The 18523-nt window shown below is 74.0% G+C and carries 16 protein-coding genes, 3 tRNA genes and 3 pseudogenes; 12 read left to right on the top strand and 10 right to left on the bottom strand.

Translation table 11 applies throughout. The annotated features are described in order from the left end of the window. The 3 genes and pseudogenes from BJF79_RS59235 to BJF79_RS10405 form a co-directional block, all read left to right on the top strand. A pseudogene (locus tag BJF79_RS59235) lies at positions 1 to 198 on the top strand (hypothetical protein); the annotation flags it as partial. Next, positions 195 to 671, top strand: coding sequence for an SDR family NAD(P)-dependent oxidoreductase (locus BJF79_RS10410; RefSeq protein WP_262401812.1), 477 nt, complete (start codon positions 195 to 197; stop codon positions 669 to 671). The pseudogene BJF79_RS59235 and the gene BJF79_RS10410, both read left to right, overlap by 4 nt. Positions 672 to 676: 5 nt before the next feature. Next, the gene (locus BJF79_RS10405; RefSeq protein WP_075896632.1) at positions 677 to 994 is read left to right on the top strand and encodes a DMT family transporter; all 318 of its coding nucleotides are present in this window, start codon (positions 677 to 679) and stop codon (positions 992 to 994) included. 7 nt (positions 995 to 1001) lie between these two features. Here the strand turns inward: BJF79_RS10405 and BJF79_RS10400 are convergent. The 3 genes and pseudogenes from BJF79_RS10400 to BJF79_RS10390 form a co-directional block, all read right to left on the bottom strand. Further along, positions 1002 to 1882: pseudogene (locus BJF79_RS10400) on the bottom strand (aminotransferase class IV). Continuing rightward, positions 1828 to 2820, bottom strand: a complete 993-nt coding sequence (locus BJF79_RS10395; protein WP_262401811.1) for a chorismate-binding protein — start codon at positions 2818 to 2820, stop codon at positions 1828 to 1830. Before BJF79_RS10395 ends, BJF79_RS10400 begins: the two are co-directional and overlap by 55 nt. Before the next feature lie 55 nt (positions 2821 to 2875). After that, entirely contained in the window at positions 2876 to 3505 is a 630-nt protein-coding gene (locus BJF79_RS10390) for a helix-turn-helix domain-containing protein (RefSeq protein ID WP_262401810.1), read from the bottom strand. A 159-nt stretch (positions 3506 to 3664) separates the two neighbouring features. Here BJF79_RS10390 and BJF79_RS10385 point away from each other — a divergent pair. The 4 genes from BJF79_RS10385 to BJF79_RS10370 all read left to right on the top strand — a co-directional run bounded on the left by BJF79_RS10385 (position 3665) and on the right by BJF79_RS10370 (position 4794). Next, positions 3665 to 3736 (top strand) — tRNA-Gly (locus BJF79_RS10385). A 40-nt stretch (positions 3737 to 3776) separates the two neighbouring features. Beyond that, positions 3777 to 3847, top strand: a tRNA-Cys gene (locus tag BJF79_RS10380). Positions 3848 to 3880: 33 nt separating this feature from the next. Next, positions 3881 to 3955 (top strand) — tRNA-Val (locus tag BJF79_RS10375). Between the two features lie 110 nt (positions 3956 to 4065). Beyond that, on the top strand, positions 4066 to 4794 hold the full coding sequence (locus BJF79_RS10370) for a TetR/AcrR family transcriptional regulator (protein WP_262401809.1): 729 nt from the start codon (positions 4066 to 4068) through the stop codon (positions 4792 to 4794). Between the two features lie 55 nt (positions 4795 to 4849). Here BJF79_RS10370 and BJF79_RS10365 read toward each other — a convergent pair whose 3' ends face one another. Beyond that, the gene (locus BJF79_RS10365) at positions 4850 to 6040 is read right to left on the bottom strand and encodes a thiolase family protein (RefSeq protein ID WP_075896622.1); all 1191 of its coding nucleotides are present in this window, start codon (positions 6038 to 6040) and stop codon (positions 4850 to 4852) included. A 97-nt stretch (positions 6041 to 6137) separates the two neighbouring features. Between BJF79_RS10365 and BJF79_RS10360 the strand changes: the two genes are divergently transcribed. Next, positions 6138 to 7019 carry an alpha/beta fold hydrolase gene (locus tag BJF79_RS10360; RefSeq protein WP_262401808.1) on the top strand — a complete coding sequence of 294 codons (882 nt, stop codon included), beginning with the start codon at positions 6138 to 6140 and terminating at the stop codon, positions 7017 to 7019. Between the two features lie 54 nt (positions 7020 to 7073). Here BJF79_RS10360 and BJF79_RS10355 read toward each other — a convergent pair whose 3' ends face one another. Continuing rightward, positions 7074 to 8780 carry an N-acyl-D-amino-acid deacylase family protein gene (locus BJF79_RS10355; RefSeq protein WP_075896618.1) on the bottom strand — a complete coding sequence of 569 codons (1707 nt, stop codon included), beginning with the start codon at positions 8778 to 8780 and terminating at the stop codon, positions 7074 to 7076. Between the two features lie 198 nt (positions 8781 to 8978). Between BJF79_RS10355 and BJF79_RS10350 the strand changes: the two genes are divergently transcribed. Together BJF79_RS10350 and BJF79_RS10345 are read left to right on the top strand one after the other, a co-directional pair. Further along, complete coding sequence (locus BJF79_RS10350) at positions 8979 to 9794, top strand: SDR family NAD(P)-dependent oxidoreductase (protein ID WP_075896628.1); 816 nt, start codon at positions 8979 to 8981, stop codon at positions 9792 to 9794. A gap of 63 nt (positions 9795 to 9857) precedes the next feature. Continuing rightward, positions 9858 to 10046, top strand: a complete 189-nt coding sequence (locus BJF79_RS10345; RefSeq protein ID WP_075896616.1) for a ferredoxin — start codon at positions 9858 to 9860, stop codon at positions 10044 to 10046. Between the two features lie 120 nt (positions 10047 to 10166). On the opposite strand, the gene BJF79_RS10340 is transcribed toward BJF79_RS10345, so the two are convergent. The 5 genes and pseudogenes from BJF79_RS10340 to BJF79_RS10320 all read right to left on the bottom strand — a co-directional run bounded on the left by BJF79_RS10340 (position 10167) and on the right by BJF79_RS10320 (position 17806). After that, positions 10167 to 11375, bottom strand: a complete 1209-nt coding sequence (locus BJF79_RS10340; RefSeq protein WP_075896614.1) for an amidohydrolase family protein — start codon at positions 11373 to 11375, stop codon at positions 10167 to 10169. A 151-nt stretch (positions 11376 to 11526) separates the two neighbouring features. Then, positions 11527 to 12192: a zinc-binding dehydrogenase gene (locus BJF79_RS59230; RefSeq protein ID WP_262401807.1), complete on the bottom strand. Its 666-nt coding sequence runs from the start codon at positions 12190 to 12192 to the stop codon at positions 11527 to 11529. 30 nt (positions 12193 to 12222) lie between these two features. After that, a pseudogene (locus BJF79_RS10330) lies at positions 12223 to 13721 on the bottom strand (amidohydrolase family protein); the annotation flags it as partial. Positions 13722 to 14003: 282 nt separating this feature from the next. Further along, a complete protein-coding gene (locus BJF79_RS10325; RefSeq protein WP_075896626.1) occupies positions 14004 to 14414 on the bottom strand; it encodes a nuclear transport factor 2 family protein in 411 nt (136 codons plus the stop codon). A gap of 23 nt (positions 14415 to 14437) precedes the next feature. Then, positions 14438 to 17806: an LLM class flavin-dependent oxidoreductase gene (locus BJF79_RS10320; RefSeq protein ID WP_158079146.1), complete on the bottom strand. Its 3369-nt coding sequence runs from the start codon at positions 17804 to 17806 to the stop codon at positions 14438 to 14440. Positions 17807 to 17954: 148 nt separating this feature from the next. Between BJF79_RS10320 and BJF79_RS59225 the strand changes: the two genes are divergently transcribed. Further along, a complete protein-coding gene (locus tag BJF79_RS59225; RefSeq protein WP_262401805.1) occupies positions 17955 to 18296 on the top strand; it encodes a Zn-ribbon domain-containing OB-fold protein in 342 nt (113 codons plus the stop codon). Next, a partial coding sequence (locus BJF79_RS59220) for an OB-fold domain-containing protein (protein ID WP_410050069.1) occupies positions 18194 to 18523 on the top strand: 330 nt, incomplete at its 3' end. The genes BJF79_RS59225 and BJF79_RS59220, both read left to right, overlap by 103 nt.

Raw genomic sequence — 18523 nt, 5'->3', positions numbered from 1 at the left:
CCGGCGGCTGGCGGCGGAGGGCGCGGACGTCGCGATCACCTACCTGCGGGCGGACGATCGCGCGCGTCGGTGGACGCGGACATCGAGGGGCACGGGCGGCGCGGCTTCGCGATCCGGGCGGACGCGGGCGATCCGGACGCGGTCGTCCGGGCGGTCGACCGGGCGGCGGCGGACCTGGCCGGCTCGACGTCCTGGTGAACAACGCCGGGATCTCGCCCTACGGGCCGCTGGAGGACGTGCGCCGCGACGAGGTCGACCGGGTGCTGGCCGTCCACGTCCGGGCGGCGTACCTGGCGGCGCAGGCGGCGGCGCGGCACCTCGGGCCGGGCGGCCGGATCATCAGCGTGGGCAGTTCGATGGCCGAGCGGGTGCCCGACCCGGGCTGGACGCTCTACGCGATGAGCAAGTCGGCGCTGCTCGGGCTGACGAAGGGGCTGGCGAGGGACCTGGGGCCGCGCGGCGTCAACGCCGTGGTGGTCCACCCCGGATCGACCGACACCGAGATGAACCCGGCGGACGGGCCCGACGCGGAGCACGAGCGGGCGCACGCCGCGCTCGGCCGGTACGGGAGCCCGGACGACGTCGCGGCGATGGTCGCGCACCTGTCCGGGCCCGGCGGCGACTACGTGACCGGGGCCGCGATCGCGGTCGACGGCGGCTACGCGGCGTGATCCGGATGCCGTGGATTCTGCTCGTCGTCGCCGCCGCGATGGAGCTGGTGTGGGCGACGGCGCTGAAGCAGTCGGACGGGTTCACGCGGCTGTGGCCGACGGTGATCGGCGTCCCGGTGTGCCTGCTGAGCGTGGTGGTGCTCACGCTGGCGCTCCGGGACCTGCCGGTCGGGACGGCCTACGCCGTCTGGGTCGGGCTCGGGTCGCTGGGCGTGGCGGTCACCGGGATGGCGGCGCTCGGCGAGAGCGTCTCCCCGCTGCGGGTGACGTGCCTGGCGCTGATCCTGGCCGGCGTGATCGGCCTCAAGGCCGTCGAGGGGTGAGATCGCGTCAGGGGTCCATCAGCTCGGCGGCGCGGGCGGCGAACGCCTCCATGGCCTTGAGGGTGATGGGTCCCGGCGCGGACGGCAGGGCGGTGCCGTCCACGGCGCGGATCGGCTGGACGTCGCGCGTCGTGGACGTCAGGAACGCCTCGTCGGCGCGGTGGAGGTCGTCGAGGGGGAGGTCCTCCTCCTCGCCGCCGCACCATTCGAGCGTCAGCTCGCGGGTGATTCCCGCCAGGCAGCCGGACGACAGCGGCGGCGTGAGCAGGCGCCCGCCGCGGACGACGAAGACGTTGCTGCCGGTGCCCTCGCAGAGTTCCCGGCGGTGTTGGCGAAGATCGCCTCGCCGCTCCCCCGCTCGGCGGCGTAGCCGAGCGCGAGCGCGTTCTCGGCGTAGGAGGTGCTCTTGACGCCGGTCAGCGCGCCGTGCTCGTTGCGGGTCCACGGGACGACCGTGACGTCGCCGGTGGCCGGGAACGGCTTCTGCTCGGCGGCGATGATCGTGATGGTCGGCCCGGCGTCGCCGCGCGCGGAGCCGAGGGGGCCGGGGCCGCTGGTGAAGGTGATGCGGACGCGGCCGAGCGGCCAGCGGGGCGCGGCGGCCAGCACTTCGAGGGTGCCCTGGGCGAGGGTGTCGTGGTCGGGTTCGGGGAGGCCGAGCGCGGCGGCGGAGCGGGCGAGGCGCTTCAGGTGCCGGGTGAGCGCGAACGGCTCCCCGTGCTGGGCCTTGACGGTCTCGAAGACCCCGTCCCCGACGAGGACGCCGTGGTCGAACACCGACACCGACGCACGTGCGGCGTCGATCAGTTCCCCGTTGATCCAGACCTGTTCCGTCACCCGGACGCCACCTCCAGAAGGCGAGCCGCCTTCAGCTCTGTCTCGCGCCATTCCCGGTGTGGATCGGACCCCCACGTGATCCCGGCGCCGGTGCCGAAGCGGAGCAGGCCGTCCTCTTCCCAGAAGGTCCGGATGCCCACCGCGAGGGCGCCGCGCCGGGCGTCCGCGTCCACCCAGCCGATGCCTCCACAGTACGGCCCCCGGGGGACGGGTTCGAGTTCTTCGAGCAGGGTCAGCGCGCTCGACTTCGGGGCGCCGGTGACCGAACCGGGAGGAAACGTCGCGGCGAGGAGTTCCGGCCAGCCGGTGCCGGGGACGATCCGGGCGTCGACGGTCGACACGAGGTGCACCAGTCCCGGGTGCTCCTCGACCTCGCACAGCGCGGGGACGCGGACCGTCCCGGGCGCGGCGACGCGGCCCAGGTCGTTGCGGACCAGGTCGACGATCATCACGTTCTCCGCCCGGTCCTTGGGCAGCAGGTCGCGGGCCGTCCGGCCGGTGCCCTTGATCGGACGGGACGTCACCGCGGCGCCGTCGCGCGCGAGGTACAGCTCGGGGGACGCGCAGGCGACCGCGAGGCCGGGGAGCCGGACGGTCATCGCGTGCGGCGCCGGGTTGCCCGCGGCCAGCCGCGCGCCGAGCCCGGCGATGTCGGCGTCCGGCGCGATCGGCGCGGACAGGACGCGGCACAGGTTCGCCTGGTAGACGATGCCATCGGCGATCGCGGCGCGGATCGTCGCGACGCCCGCGACGTAGGCGGCTTCGTCGAGCGAGGTCGTCCAGGCGCCGGGCGCGCGCCAGGCGCCGTCCGGGTGGGGCGCCCGCCGGACGTCGGCGAACCGGGCGCACGTGACTTTTCCCTCGTAGGTGACGACGACGGCCCACCAGCCGCGCGAGTCGAGGGCGGCGGGGTCGGTGGTGACGTCGGCGAGCCCGGTGGCGAGCATTCCCCCGGCGTACGCGAACGGCGGGGCCTGCCCGGTGGTCACGGCAGGACGCAGCCGAACGATCCGGCGAGCCCGGCGAGGCCCGCGTCGGTCACCGTCAGGGCGCGGGGCGCGGCGCGCGCTCGAACCAGCCGAGGTCGATCATCCGGCCGGTCAGCGCGGCGGCGAGGGCGCCGTTGAGGTGCGGGCGCCGCTCGGTCCAGTCGAGGCAGCGCCAGGCGAACCGGCGGCGCGAGCGCCGCACGGCCGCGACGTCCAGGCCGAGGGCTGCCAGTTGCCCGTCGCCCTTGTCCGTCGTGGTGTAGCCGTCGGCGTCGGGCTCCAGCAGGCCGCCGTCCAGGAGCGCGGCGAACAGCGCGACGCCCGCCTGCCCGGCGAGGTGGTCGTAGCAGGTGCGCGCCCGGTGGAGGCGGCGCGCCTCGCCCGACTGCCGCAGGCTCCGCACGCGGACGGGCGGGCTCATCCGCGACAGCGTCTCGACGAGCTGCGCCGCCTCGGCGTCCCGCAGTTCGTAGTACCGGTGCCGTCCCTGGCTGAGCACCGTGACGAGGCCGCCGTCGAGCAGCCGTGCCAGGTGCGCGCTCGCGGTGGACGGCCCGACGCCCGCCGCCCGGGCCAGTTCGCCGGCGGCGAGCGGGCTGCTCGTCCAGCAGCGCCGTGAGCATCGCGGCGCGCGCCCGGTCCGCCAGCAGCGCCGCGACCGGGGCGAAATCCGCGGCGACGACATCCTCGGTGGCCATGCCGGCAACCCTAGGCGACGGACGCTTCGACCTGCGCCGAAGCGTCCCCGGACGGCTCGCCGGGGCAATCGGTTCGCGCATCGCGCCGAGACGCGCTAATGTTTTCCACGTCGCCGAACGGGCCGGAAGGGCCGGGAAGCAGACAAGCGGAAGTGGCTCAGGGGTAGAGCATCACCTTGCCAAGGTGAGGGTCGCGGGTTCAAATCCCGTCTTCCGCTCTGAGGGGCCTTTCGGCTGTGAAACCAGAGGGTCTCTTCTGGTGGAGTGGCCGAGAGGCGAGGCAACGGCCTGCAAAGCCGTGTACACGGGTTCAAATCCCGTCTCCACCTCGATGCCGAGCCTCCCCCGGAGGCGTCGGAGCCGGGCGATTAGCTCAGTGGGAGAGCGCTACCTTGACACGGTAGAGGTCACTGGTTCAATCCCAGTATCGCCCACCACACCACAGAAGCCTCGTCCCCCGCAGGGGGCCGGGGCTTTCTTCATTGGGGCGGCCGGTTCGCCCGCGTCGCCCTCCGCGCGGCGCCGCAGCATCTACTATAGAAAGTATGTGCACACTCACTACAGGGGGAACGCGTCCCGGGAGCGGGGCGCGCCCGTGACGAGTACGCCCGCACAGTCGTCGCAGCCCGCCGGGGACGCCCCGCGGCCGCGCCGCCGGCTCACCGCGGAGGCCCGCCGGAGCTCGATCCTCGCCGCCGCGCGGCGGGCGTTCACCGAGTCCGGCGACATGAGCGGCACGACCATCAAGGTGATCGCCGAGCACAGCGGCATCAGCGAGGGCGTGATCTACCGCCATTTCGAGAGCAAGGAGCAGCTCTTCTTCGAGGCGGTCGTCGAGCCGCTCAAGGAGGCGGTGGACGATCTGGTCGCCGCGACGGCGACCGTGGACCGCGACCAGCCGCTCACGCCCGAGCTGCAGCTCAAGACGATGACCGGCCTGTACCGGCAGCTCATCTCCACGCTGGAGGAGGTCCTGCCGCTGCTCGGGCTGGTGCTCTTCGGCGACCCGCAGGTCGCGCGCCGGTTCTACCGGGAGAACTTCTCCGTGGCCATGGACCGGCTCGCCGAAGCCTGGCGCGAGGTGGAGGACCGGTACGGCTTCCCGTTCGAGTCGCCGGACATCTCGGCGCGGGCCGTGATGGGCATCGCGTTCGTCCTCGCGCTGGAGAGCCACCACAGCCGCGGGTTCGACCGCCATCGCGCGATCTCGCTGATCAGCGAGGGCACCGTCAAGGGGTTCTTCCCGGCCATCGAGCCGGCGCGCCGGCGGCGCTGACCCGGGACGGGCGTCCGTCCGGACGTCCGTCCCCGGGCCTGTGTCCGGACGGGGGTCAGGGCGCGGGCGGGACTTCGAGCACGACCGCGCTGCCCATTCCGCCGCCCGCGCACATCGCCGCAACGCCGACGCCGCCGCCCCGGCGGCGCAGCTCCCAGGCGAGCGTGAGCACCATCCGCGCGCCGGTCATCGCGACGGGATGCCCCAGGCTGCAGCCGCTGCCGAGGACGTTCACGGTGTCCTCGTCCAGTCCCAGTTCGCGGGTCGCGGCGATGCTCACCGAGGCGAACGCCTCGTTGATCTCCCAGAGGTCGACGTCCCCGACGGACATGCCGGCCCGGTCGAGCGCCCTGCGGATCGCGGGGGGCGGGGCCAGGCCGGTCTCCGCGGGCGGCACCCCGGCCGACGCCCACGCCCGCACGATCGCCAGCGGTTCGAGGCCGTGCTCCGCGGCGACGTCCCGGTCGGTGACGACCATCGCGGCCGCGCCGTCGTTCACCCCGGCGGAGTTCCCGGCGGTGATGGCGAAGCCCTCGATCTCGGGGTGCAGCGGCTTCAGGGACGCGAGCTTCTCCATGGTCGAACCGCGTCGCGGGTGCTCGTCGACCTCGAAGGTGAACGCCGTCCCGTCGCGTCGCCGCACTTCGAGCGGGAAGATCTCGTCGGCGAAGCTTCCCGCGTCGATCCCGGCGACGGCGCGCCGGTGGGATCGCAGGGCCCACGCGTCCATCTCCGCGCGTCCGATTCCGGCCTTCACCGCCGCGTTCTGGCCGACCGTGATCGTCATGTCCCGGATGGGGGCGTCGGGGGTCTCGGGATGGCTGGGGGCGAGCCAGTCGTCCTCCCACTCGTCGGTGCCCGGAATGCGCCGGTTCGTCGTGGGCGCGGTGGAGCTCGACTGGACGCCCCCGGCGACGACGACGCGGTCCATGCCCGCCATGACCGAGGCCGCGGCGGTCTGCAGCGCGGCGAGGCCGGACGCGCAGTGCCGGTTGTGCGCGATGCCCGGCGCGTGCACGAGCCCGGCCTCGATCGCGGCGTGCCGGCCGATGGCCCCGCCGCCGTAGAGGGACTCCCCCAGCACGACGTCGTCCACCCGCCCGGCCGGGATCCCGGAGCGCCGGACGGCCTCGGCGACCGCCTTCGCGCCCAGTTCGAGCGCGTCGACGTCGGCCAGGGAGCCCTTGCGGGCGGTCCCGATCGCGGTCCGGGCGCCCGCGACGATCAGCGCTGCACGGCTCGTCATGCTGCCACTTCCCCTCAGGAACGGCCGGTCATAACTAAGTAAGCATTCCCTAACAACTTGGTTTCATAGTAACTTCGGCGCCATGGCGACGGCAAGCGTGGACGGACTGACGATCGGCTACGACGTGATCGGCGACGGCGCGAACGGGGACGGGCGCTCGTGGGTCGTGACCCCGGGCGGGCGCGAGAGCAAGGACTCGCCGGGCGTCCGCGAGCTGGCGGCCGCGCTGGCCGGGGCCGGGCGCGGCGACCGGGTGCTCGTCTGGGACCGGCCGAACACCGGCGAATCGGACGTGTGCTTCGGCGGCGTCACCGAGTCGGCCATGCAGGCGCGGGCGCTGGCCGGGCTGCTGGAGCGCCTCGACATGGCGCCCGCGGTGCTCGCCGGGGGCTCGGGCGGCTCCCGGGTGTCGCTGCTGACCGCCGCGCACCACCGCGAGGTCGCCGCGGGGGTCGCGCTGTGGTGGATCAGCGGCGGCGTCTTCGGCCTGCTGACCATCGGGAACCACTACTGCGCCGCGTCGATCCGGGCGGCGTGGGACGGCGGCATGGAGGCCGTCGCCGCGCTGCCCGAGTGGGCGGAGGTCATCCGGCGCAATCCGGGCAACCGGCGGCGCATCCTGGACGCCGACCCGGCGGAGTTCGTCGCGACGCTCGAACGGTGGATGGCGGCGTACTGCCCCCGCGACGGCGAACTCGTCCCGGGACTGCCCGACGCGGACGCGCGCGGCCTCGACGTCCCGGCGCTCGTCCTGCGCAGCGGCGCGAGCGACATCCACCACCGGCGCGAGACGTCGGAGCGGGTCGCCCGGGCGCTGCCGCGAGCCCGGCTCGCGGAGCCGCCGTGGGGGGACGCGGAGTGGCGCGAGCGGCAGGCGGCGCGCTCGTCCGGGGAGGCCCCCGGCCTGTTCGTGCGCTGGCCCCTGCTCGCCCCGCTCCTGTCCGAGTGGGCGGACGAGGTCCTCCCCCGCACCGCCTGACGGGCGCGCGGGCGTCCCCGTCCCTGTGCGCGCGCCCGTCCGCGTGGGGGTCCTTCAGGCGGGGGTCACCACCCGGCCGGGGAGCTTGCCGGTGGGCTCGTCGTGGTCGACGATGACGTCGCCGTTGACGAGCGTGTAGTCGTAGCCGCGGGCGCGCTGCACGAAGCGGTTCGCGCCGAGCGGGAGGTCGGCCGCCATCTCCGGGGCGTCGAGGTCGAGGGCGTCCAGGTCGAGGACGTTCACGTCGGCGAAGGCGCCCGGCCGCAGGACGCCGCGGTCGGGGACGCCGAACAGGTCCGCGCCCTCCAGCGTCAGCTTCCGGACGGCGCGGCCGATGCCGAGGAGCTCCTGGTCGCGCACCCAGTGCTTGAGGAAGTAGGTCGAGTTGCCCGCGTCCATGGTCAGCGCCACGTGGGCTCCGGCGTCGGCGACGCCCACGACGACGTCCGGGTTGGTGATCATCTCGGCGACCGCGTCGAGGTCCTGGTTGAGCACCGGGTAGTACAGCAGGCCGAGGCCGCCGGTCTCGACCGTGTAGTCGAGCAGCGCGCGGGCGGGGGTCGTGCCGCGCCGGGCGGCCTCGGCGGCGAGGCTGTTGGCCGGGCTCACGTCGTACCCGGCGGGGCCCGGGGGGAGCAGGTACATCTTGGCCGGGTCCTTGGGCGCCAGCGGCCCCGACAGGTCCGCGGGGCGCTCGGCCTCCGCGGCGAGGCGGGCCCGCGCCGCCGGGTCGGCCAGCGTCTTCAGCCGGGACGCGAACGGCTCGGCCATGAGCGCGGCCCACCCGGGCAGCGCGTCGTAGGGCGTCCGGGCCACCAGGCCGTAGACGATCGCGCTGCCCCGCACGGCCGTCATCGGACGGACGTCGGCGCCGCGCCCGCGCGCCGCGGCGACCTCGTCCATCACCCACGACCAGAGGCCGGGACGGCGGTCGCTCTGCATGATCGAGAAGGTGAGCGGACGGCGCGAGGCGCGGCTCACCCGCTCCATCCAGGCCATCTCCGCGATGGAGTTGCGCCGCTCGGCGCCGTCCCGCTCGCCGATGCGGGGCACGACCTGGAAGGTGCCGCGGCCGCGTTCGGCCAGGACGGCGGCGATGGCTTCGAGTTCGTCGGGGGTGGCGTAGGTGCCGGGCACCGGACGCCCGTCGGGGACGCGGTGCATGAAGGTGCGCGACGTCGAGAAGCCGAGCGCGCCGCCGTCCATGGCCTCGGCCACGACGGCGGCCATGGCGCGGACGTCGTCGGCGGTGGCGGGGGCCTCGTCGAGGCCGCGCTCCCCCATCACGTAGTGGCGCAGCGCGGAGTGGCCGATGAGGCCGCCCGCGTTGACGCCGATCTCCCGCCGGCCGAGCGCCCGCAGGTACTCGCCGTAGGTCTCCCAGCCCCAGTCGAGGCCGTCCATGATCGAGTCGGCGGGGATGTCCTCGACCGACTCCATCATCCCGGCCAGGTAGGACTCCTGGCCGGGACGGACGGGCGCGAACGTGACGCCGCAGTTGCCCATCACGACGGTCGTGACGCCGTGCCGGGACGAGGGGGTGGCCGCGGGTTCCCAGAAGAGCTGCGCGTCGAGGTGGGTGTGCACGTCGATGAAGCCGGGCGTCACGAACCGCCCGGCGGCGTCGATCTCGCGCCGTCCCGCGTCCTCGACGACGCCGACGGCGGTGACGCGGTCGCCGTCGATGGCGACGTCGGCGCGCACGGGGGCGGCGCCCGTGCCGTCGACGACGTCGCCCTGCCGAATCACGATGTCATGCATGGATCCCGTCCTCTCGCCCGGAGCGGTGCGGCGGCGGCTCGGTGGTGTACGTTCAACCTAACTGAGCATGTATTCACTTACCATAGTCCGGGCGGTACGGACACGTCACCTGTTCGAATCAGAGAGAGTGTGCGTTCACTTTGCTAAAGTGGGGCGCGGTTCGGTGCGCCCCTCCGACGGCTCACGCTGGGAGTGCTGATGGGATCGATGAACGGCCGGGTGGCGCTCGTCACCGGCGCAAGCCGCGGCATCGGGCAGTACATCGCCGAGCGGTTCGCGGCCGAGGGCGCGGCGGTCGCCCTGGTGGCGCGGACGGTCGGCGCCGGGACGTCGGCCCTCCCCGGGTCGCTCGACGAGGTCGTCGCGCGCATCCGCGCGAAGGGCGGCCGGGTCGAGGCGATCCCCGCCGACCTCACCGTCCCGGACGACGTCGAGACCGTGGTGGAGCGCGCCGAGGCGGCGCTCGGGCCGCTGGACACCCTGGTGAACAACGCGGGCGTGAACTTCTACGGGCCCGCGCTCGACATCCGTCCGCGCCGCTACGCGCTGATGTTCCAGATGATGGTGCACGCGCCGTTCCGGCTGTGCCAGCTCGCCGTCCCCGGCATGGTGGAGCGCGAGCGGGGCTGGATCCTGAACATCACCTCCAAGCAGGCGCGCCACCCGATGGGCCCGCCTTATCCGGACTGGGCGAGCGACGGCTGCACGCCGTACGGGATGTGCAAGGCCGCGCTCGACCGGCTCACGACCGGCCTGGCCGCCGAGCTGGAGGGCACGGGCGTGGGCGTGAACTCCCTCGGGACCGCCGGCCTGGTGATGACGCCGGGCGTCGCGGTCGTCTCGCCGCACACGCCCGACAACGCCCCGGTCGAGGACTCCGACGCCATGGCGGAGGCGGCCCTGGAGCTGTGCGGCGCGGCGCCCGGCGCCGTGACCGGCCGCATCGCCTACAGCATGGAGCTGCTCGGCCGCCCCTTCCCCGACGGGCCCTGGGCGCTGTCGGCCACGTTCTGACGTTCCGACGTACCGACCGAACGACGACGCCGCACGACGCACGATGACGAAGGAGGGCGACCGATGAAGGTCACCGTGGATCCGGACCGGTGCGAGGGGCACGCCCGCTGCTGGGAGATCTGTCCCGAGGTGTTCTCGCTCGACGAGCAGGGGCACGGGCGGGCGGAGACGCCCGAGGTCCCGGCGGGGCTGGAGAAGAAGGCCGCCGAGGCGGCCGCGAACTGTCCCGAGCGCGCCATCACGGTGTCCTGACGCGCGCCGCTCGTCCGCACGGCTCGTAGGCGCCGCTCGTCCGCACGGCCGTCCCGCGGACGCGGACGGCGAGGTCGCCGCCCCCTTCCGGGGTGCGGCGACCTCGTCGTGCCGGTCCGGTCAGCCCGCGGCGATCGTGGCGGGGTCGGCCGGGGCGAAGTCGTAGATCCGGGACGCGTTGCCCACGGTGATCTTGTGCTGGACCTCGTCGGGCAGGTGGCCGAGCCACTTGTTCGCGAGCCGGATCGTGTCCGGCCAGGTCGAGTCGGAGTGCGGGTAGTCGCACTCCAGCATCACGTTGTCCTCGCCGATGATGTCGAGCAGCCGGATGCCCGCCTGGTCCTCGATGAACGTCCCGTAGACGTGGTCCTTGAACAGCCGCCGGATGTCGGTGTCCAGGTCGAAGCTCGACGCGCCCTTCTGCTCGCCGCGCTCGTGCGAGGCGTTCATGTCGATGTCGAAGCGCGACGCCCAGAACCGCTGCTTGTCGACGACCTGCTCGGCCCGTTCGAGGAAGTACGGGATCCAGCCGATCGAGCCCTCCGACAGGGCGATCTTGAGGTTGCCGAACTTCTCGAAGTTGCCGCTGAACAGCCAGTCCAGCAGGGTGCCCGCCTGGTTGGCCGCGGCCGAGTACGCCATGAACGCGAGCGTCGGCATGTCCTCGGACGTGCGGATGAGGTTGGACGACGAGCCGACGTGCATCGACACGACCAGGCCGGTCTCGTCGCAGGCGCGCAGCACCGGGTCCCAGTGGTCGGTGTGGACGGAGGGCAGCCCGAGCTTGGTGGGGTTCTCCGAGAACGCGATGGACTTGGCGCCGCGCGCGGCCGTCCGCTCGATCTCCGCGGCGGCCGCCACCGGGTCCCAGAGCGGGATGATCATCATGGGGATGAAGCGCCCCGGGTACGCCTCGGCGAACTCCTCCAGGATGAAGTCGTTCCACGCCCGGACGCCGAGGAACGCGAGGTCCTTGTCCTTCGCCTCGTGGAAGACCTGGCCGCAGTAGCGCGGGAACGACGGGAACAGCATGGACGCGAGGACGTTGCCCTGGTTCATGTCGGCCACGCGCGCGGCGGGGTCGTAGCAGCCGGGCCGCATCTCGTCGTAGGTGATCGGCTCGGGCGAGAACTCCTCCCGCTTCTTGCCGGCGACGGCGTTCAGGCCGGTGGTGACGATCTGCCGGTCCTCGTAGACCCAGAACTCCGAGCCGCCGTCCCGGACGATGCGCGGCCCGCGCTCGCGCAGGCGCGCCGGCAGCCGCTCCTCCCACAGCCGCGCCGGTTCGATGAGGTGGTCATCTACCGAGATGAACCAGGTGAACGACATTGCGGTTCTCTCCCAACCGCTCCGCCCGCCCGGACGGACGGAGGCTAAATAAGCGAACGCTCACATACCATCGTAGGCGGCGCGCCGGACGAGCGCCAGACCCACCGCGGGACGACACCGCGAGACGACACCGCCGGACGGCGCGTCGCCCTCAGACCACGACCGTGCGGACGCCTTCGGCGCGCCGCACCTTGGCGATCCCGTCGTTGATCCGGTCGAGCGCGACGCGTTCGGAGACCATCGAGCCGAGATCGAGCCGGCCCGCCTCGGCGAGCCGGATGAACCGGGGGAAGTCGCGCAGGATCTGGGCGCCGCCGACGACCGATCCGGCGAGGCGCTTGCCCGAGAAGACGGCCCGGACGGCCGGCAGCGCGAACGTCTCGCCGACGGGCGGCATCCCGACGAGGGTCACGGTGCCCTGGACGCGCGCCATGTCGAACGCCTGGACCATGAGTTCGGGGCGCCCGACGACCTCGAAGCTGTAGTCGGCGCCGTCCCCGCGGGTCAGCGACCGGACCTGCTCGACGGGGTCCCCCTCCCCCGGGTCGACGGTGTGCGTGGCGCCCGCGCGGGCGGCCGCCGCGCGGCGTTCCGGCACCGGGTCGACGGCGATGATGACCGCGGCCCCGGCGATGCGGGCGCCCTGCACCACCGACTGGCCGACGCCGCCGCAGCCGATCACCGCGACGCTGCTGCCGGGGACGACGCCCGCGGTGTTCAGCGCGGCCCCGAGCCCGGTCGTGACGCCGCAGCCGAGGAGGGCGAGCTGCTCGTCGGCGAGGTCGGTCTCGACGGGGACGACCGACGCCTCGTGCACGACCATCGCCTCGGCGAACGTCCCGCAGCCGCAGACCGCGGGCGCCCACCGGCCGTCGCCGAGCTCGAACCGGGGCGCGGCCTTGACGGCCGGGTTGAGCTCGCAGTGGTTCGACATGCCGTCGAGGCAGCGCCGGCAGGCGCCGCAGGCGGGGGTGACGGACGCGAGGACGCGGTCGCCCGGCCGGGCCCGGCGCACCTCGGCGCCGACCTCGGCGACGATCCCGCAGCCTCGTGGCCGAGGGCGATGGGGAGCGGAAGCGCCGACAGGCCGTCCAGCACGTTGAGGTCGGTGTGGCAGATGCCGCTCGCGGTGACCCGCACCAGGACGTCCCGCGGCCCGATGTCCGGGACCCGCAGGTCCTCGACCACGGCCGGGCTCCCGGCCTCGTACGCGACGGCGACTTTCACGGTTGCCCCTCTCGAGGACGGCCGGCTTGGGCGACCGGCGAGCTTTCGCGCCGGTCGGGGCGGTTCGGGTCGGGGCGGGTCGGGGCGGTCAGGTTCGGGCGGGTTCCTGTTCGGGGAGGCCGAGGAGGGCGGCGGTGTTGCCGCGGAGCACCTTGCGGCGACGTCGGCGTCGCAGCCGGCGAGCCGGGAGATGTAGTCGCGCGGTTCGCGCAGGCCCTCGGGGTGCGGGTAGTCCGAGCCGAACAGCACGTGGTCGGCGCCGACCACGTCGATGAGCTCGCCGACGTCGTCCTCGGGGAACGGGCAGATCCACAGGTGCTCGGTCAGGGCCTCGCTGGGACGGCGCGGCAGCGCGCCGCCGATCATGGGGCCGCGGCGGCCGAGCGCCGCGGCCTTGTCGACGGTCTTCAGCAGCGGCTTCAGCCAGCTCGACCCGTTCTCGATCGAGATGATCCGCACGTCGGGGTGGCGGCCGAAGAGGTTGTGCAGCGTCAGTGCGATCAGGGTGTCCACGACCGGACGCTCGGTGTTGCAGAGGGCCCACTGCAGCGGGGACTGCATGTGCGAGGGGTTCGACGGGTTCTCGGACCAGTGCGTGCCGTAGAAGTGCTGGTAGCCGCTGTTGGACACGTGGAACACGACCGGGACGCCCGCCTCGGCGACGGTCGCCCAGAAGGGGTCGAACACCGGGTCGGCCGGGGACCGGCCCCCGACCGGCCCCGGGCAGAGGTGCACCAGGCGGGCGCCCGCCTCGATGACGCGGTGGAGTTCCTTCATCGCCCGGTCGATGTCCAGCAGCGACAGCATCGGGACGCCGAAGATGCGGCCGTCGTCGCCGTACCCCCAGTCCTCCTCCAGCCAGCGGTTGAAGGCGCGGAGGCTCGCGTACGTCAGGCCGACGTCGTCGCGCATGTCGTACTCGACGGCGACGCCGAGGGTCGGCAGGACGAGCGTCGCCTGCAGGCCCTGCTCGTCCAGCAGCGCCACCCGCGCCGACTTCTCGATGAACGCCGGGTGGTCCTTGGCGTTGATCACCTCGCGGTGCGTGAAGCCGTCGTTCACCCCGCCCACGAACAATCCTTCGAGGGCGCCGGGGGCGGAGGCGTAGTCGCCGGGCATGACGCTCATGAACGTGCGTTCGCCGCGCAGGAAGATCCGTCCCAGCCCGTCGTCGCCCCGCCGGACCTGCAGGGTCCGGTCCTTGTAGCGCGCTTCGATGTGTCGGGAGAAGCAGTCGTCGGGCTCGTAGTAGTGCCCGTCGGCATCGATCAGCCGGTACTCCATCGCCGCGCACCTCCGGACGGCCGTGCAAGAGGGTGAGAGTGGACGCTAACTAAGTGAGTGCCCAGTTACTAATGTTCCACCGGCCCGTTCGGCTGTCAAGGAACGCCCGAACGGCGTTCAGCGGCCGTCCGGGTCGAGGGTCGCCAGCAGGGCGTGCGTGTCCTGCTGGAACACGCGGATCTCGCTGATGAGCCCGTCCGCGACGGCGAACAGTTCGACGACGTCGACGGTCGCGGACCGTCCGGTGGACGCGGCCGTCCACGTCTGCTCGGTGATCTGGACGGCGGAGCCGCCGCGGCCGAGAATGCGCGGCTCACCGATCGTCCGGGTCCAGTGCCGCGCGAACGCCGCGCCCATGTCGGCCATGCCCGCGGCGCCGTCGTACCAGCCGCCGTGCGGCAGGGACGCGGGCTGCTGGATGCGGAAGCGGGGGTGGAGCAGCGCGAAGGCGCCCTCGTGGTCCCCGTCGCGGAAGCGGCGCGCCATTTCGGTCACCAATTCCACGGCCTCGCCGTCGTTGTCGCTCATGCCGGACTCCTCCGGGTCGCCGGTCACGGACGGCCGATCGCCACGGCCCCGGCGTCGAGCCGCCGCGCGACCTTCGCCGCGAGGAGCGCGTCGACCTCTTCCCTCGCGAAGCCCAGCTCGGTGAGGACCTCGACGGTGTGCTCGCCGATGCCGGGCAGCGTCAGCCGGGGGCCGCGGGCGGGCTCGGGGCCGCACCGCACCAGCGGGCCGATCTGCTCGAACCGGCCCCAGTCCGCGGTGTCGTACTCGACGACGCGGCCGAGGTCGCGGTTGACGGGGTCGTCGAGGACGGCGCGGCGGAAGGCGTCCCGGTCCAGCGGCTCGACGGGTTCGGCCGCGAGCCCGAGGTCGCGGAGCCGCGCGACCCAGGCGGCGGCGTCCGCCGTCGCGAACGCGGCCGCCAGGACGCGCTCGGCGAGGCGGGCGGCCGCGTCGTCCGCGCCGCCCCGCAGCGGCGCGTACTCCGCCGGGAGCCCCGCGGCCTCGGGGAGGGACGCCAGCCGCGTCCAGGCCCGGGCGTCGGGGAGGACGAGCGCGAACCAGCGGCCGTCGCCGCACTCGTACAGGCGGTAGCCGGGGCCGTATCCGGTCTGCGCGGAGTCGATCTCGGGGCCGCGCACCAGCGCGCCGTCCCGTTCGAAGACGCCGCTGTGCACCAGCATGCCGCTGCCCAGCAGGCTCGTCACGACGCGCCGTCCCCCGCCGCCCGCCGCACGGGCGTACAGGCCGGCCAGCACGCCGGCGGCGGCGACCCACCCGCCGCACATGTCGATCGGTATCCAGGTCGCGGCGATCGGGTCGTTCCCGTCGCCGCCGATCGCCCGCTCGAACCCGGTCACGGCCTGCATGAGCGCGTCGTTGCCGGGCAGGGACGCGCGGGGACCGGTGTCGCCGAAGGCGGTGGCGTGGCAGTACACCGCGTCGGGGTTCAGCGCGGCGACGGTGGCCTCGTCGATGCCGAGCCGTTCCGACACGCCGACGCGGAAGTTGTGCAGGACGACGTCCGCGCCGCGCAGCAGCCGCTCGACGACGGGCCGCGCCTCGGGCGCCCCGATGTCGAGCGCGAGGCTGCGCTTGCCCCGCTGGCAGGCCGCGACCGCGTAGGCGGCGGCGCGCATCGCCTCCCCGCCCGGCGGCTCCACCTTGACCACGTCGGCGCCGAGGTCGGCGAGGATCTCGGCCGCGAGCGGCCCGGCGACGAACGCCGAGAAGTCCACGACCCGCACCCCCGCAAGCGCGTCCCCGGTCGGGGTGTTGCCCGCTGGGTTGCCTCCTGCCGGGCGGTCTTCTTCCTGGACGGGCGACGCCCGCAGTGCGCCCGCGTCCGCGTTGTCTCCGTCCGCACTGTCACCGGCCCGGTTTCCGGACGGACGGTCCGGAACCAGCGGGGACACGGCGATCGGCGAGCCGACGACGACGTCGCGGTGGCCGTCCTCGGAGAGCGTCCGGGCCAGGCCGGTCTCCGCCAGATGGGGGTCGGCGAGCGCCTCGCCGGGGCCGAGGACCGGTTCGCACGCGACACCGGCCGCGCGCAGGAGGCGGGTCCACTCGGCACGGGACCGGGTCGCGAAGAACGACACCCAGCGCGCGGCCCGCTCGCCGAGCTTCCCGGTCATCTGGTCGGTGTAGTAGCCGTCGGCGCTGGGCTCGTCGCCGAGCACCTCGATCAGCGACCGGTACATGCCCTTGCCGCCGAACCACACCTGGAGCAGTTCGCCGTCCGCGCAGCGGTACAGGAAGTTGGGGAACGTCGACCCGTTGCGCCAGTAGCCCTCGATCTCGGCCGCGGCCCGCTCCGAGCGGCCGATCATGCAGCCGAGGGTGGCGAGCATCCCGTCGTACAGGGACGTCTCCGACCAGCCGCCCGCGCCCGTCCGGGCCCGGCGGCCCAGCAGGGCGAGCACCTGCACGGTGAGCAGGCAGGCCGTGCCGACGCCGGACGCGCGGGCGTCGACGAAGATCGGGCCGGGGCGGTGGCCGGCGAGCTGGGTGCAGAACCCGGCGTTCGCCTCCACCAGGAGGCCGTAGTCCTCGACCGTGCCCTTGGACGTGCGGGTGGGTCGGCAGCGGGCGTGGACGAGCGAGGGGTTCGCGTCCCGCAGGTCGCGGTAGCCGAGGCCGCGGCCTTCGACGAGCGCCTCCGGTCCGTACACGAGGGCGGCGTCGGCGTCGCGGAGCAGCGCGAACAGTTCGTCCCGGTCGCCGGTGACGACGACGTCCTTGTCGCGGTGCCACGCGCGGCCCCACGGGACGTGCGCGTCGATGGGCGCCGCCGCGTCCACCGCCCGGACCACGCGGGCGCCCAGGTCGGCGAGGATCATGCCCGGGACGCCCCCGGCCGCGCCGAGCCCGAGGTCGCTGGTGCCGACGGCCGCCTCGACGACGCAGAGGCCCGCGAGCGGCGGGGGCGCGGTGGCGCTCATCGGGTCGCTCCCGGCGAGGCGGCGGCCGGGACCGTCAGCCGCGGCAGGACCTCCTCGGCCGCGAGCCGGACGATCTCGAGGGTGTCGGCGTGCGCGGCGGGGGCGATCACGAAGTGTCGGACACCGGCGTCGACGTACCGCTGGAGGCGCGCCGCGACCTCGTCGGGCGTCCCGGCGGGCGCGAGGCGGTCGAGCATCGCGTCCGGTTTGCCGCCGTAGGCCGCCGCCGAGGAACTCCGCGACGTCGTCGCGGGCCCGGTCGCCGTCGCGGCGGACGGAACAGTAGAGGTACAGCATCCACTCGAACCCGGCGAGGTCGCGCCCGGCGGCGTCGGCCTCCTCCCGGACGGCGGCGACCGAGCGGGCGTACGCCTCGGGGGACATCAGGTACGGCATCCAGCCGTCGCCGAGGCGGGCGGCGCGGCGCATCGCCGGGCGCTTGCGGCCGGACACCGGCAGCGGCGGGCCGCCCGGCCGCATCCCCGGCCCGTCGCCGCCCGGTGGACGCACCGGCCGCAGTTCCACGTCGTCGAACCGGAAGAACCGGCCGTGGTGGGAGACCGGGCCGCCTTTCCAGAGCTTCCGCAGGACCCGCATCGCCTCGTCGGTCCGGGGGCCGCGTTCGTCGACCGGTACGCCGACCGCGTCGAACTCGGCGCGGAACTCGCCGCCGACGCCGATGCCGACCGACACCCGTCCACCGGACCGGGCGTCCAGGTCGGCGAGCTGCTTGGCCGCGATCACCGGCTGGTAGAGCGGAAGCTGGAGGACCGCGGTGCCCACCCGGACCCGCTCGGTCCAGGCGGTCAGCAGGGCGAGGCGCGTGATCGCCTCCCCGGTCGCGCTCGGCGGCAGAACGTGCCCGCCCTGCCACACCGACGCGATCGGGAGGCGTTCGGCCGCCGCCAGCCAGTCGCGGTCCGGTTCCGGAATCGCGGCCGCCCCGAAGATGATCCGATCGTCCGACAACCCCGGCTCCTTCGCGAGTGACTCCGACTCCGGGCGGCGCCGAGGTGATCGGCGCCGACAGGGCAGAAGATAGCAAAGGCTCACTTTCTAGCCTAGAGCTATAGTGAGCGGACACTCTCTTAGCGCAGAAGCCCCGGACGAGGAGCCGATGGACGCCACGATGGGAATCCCGCCCGCCGTCACCGAGGAGACCGAGGCGTTCTGGAAGGCGGCCGCGGAGGGTCGTCTGCTGATCGAACACTGCCCGTCCTGCGGGGCCGAGTCGTTCCCCGCGAGGGGGATGTGCCGCTCCTGCCGGGCGCGCGAGACGACGTCCGTCGAGGTCACCGGCCGTGGCCGGGTCTACAGCTTCACGGTCAACCACCAGCGCTGCTCCCCGACCTCCCGGTGCCCTACGCCGTCGTCCTCGTGGAGTTCCCCGACCACCCCGGCGTGCGGGTGGCGGGACGGCTCAGGGGGTGCCCACCCGAGGACGCCGCCGTCGGCATGACGGTCGAGGTCGGCTTCGAACCCGGGCCGGGCGGCTTCGCCGTCCCCAGCTTCGTCGCGAGCGCGAGCACGGACCCGCCGAGCGAACACGCACCGGCCGCGGTCGTGACGGGCGAGGGCGCGGCCGTCCCGGGCGAAGACGCGCCGCCTGTGGATGTGACGAGCGCCGATCCCGCCGTTCCGGGCGCGACCGCGCCGCGCTGGGCGACGGGGCCGGGGGGTTGCGGG

Origin of the sequence: Actinomadura sp. CNU-125, from assembly GCF_001942465.1 — a bacterium.
Lineage (GTDB): Bacteria > Actinomycetota > Actinomycetes > Streptosporangiales > Streptosporangiaceae > Spirillospora.
Note: the sequence above shows the minus strand (reverse complement) of the source record. Positions and strands in the feature narration are given on the sequence as shown.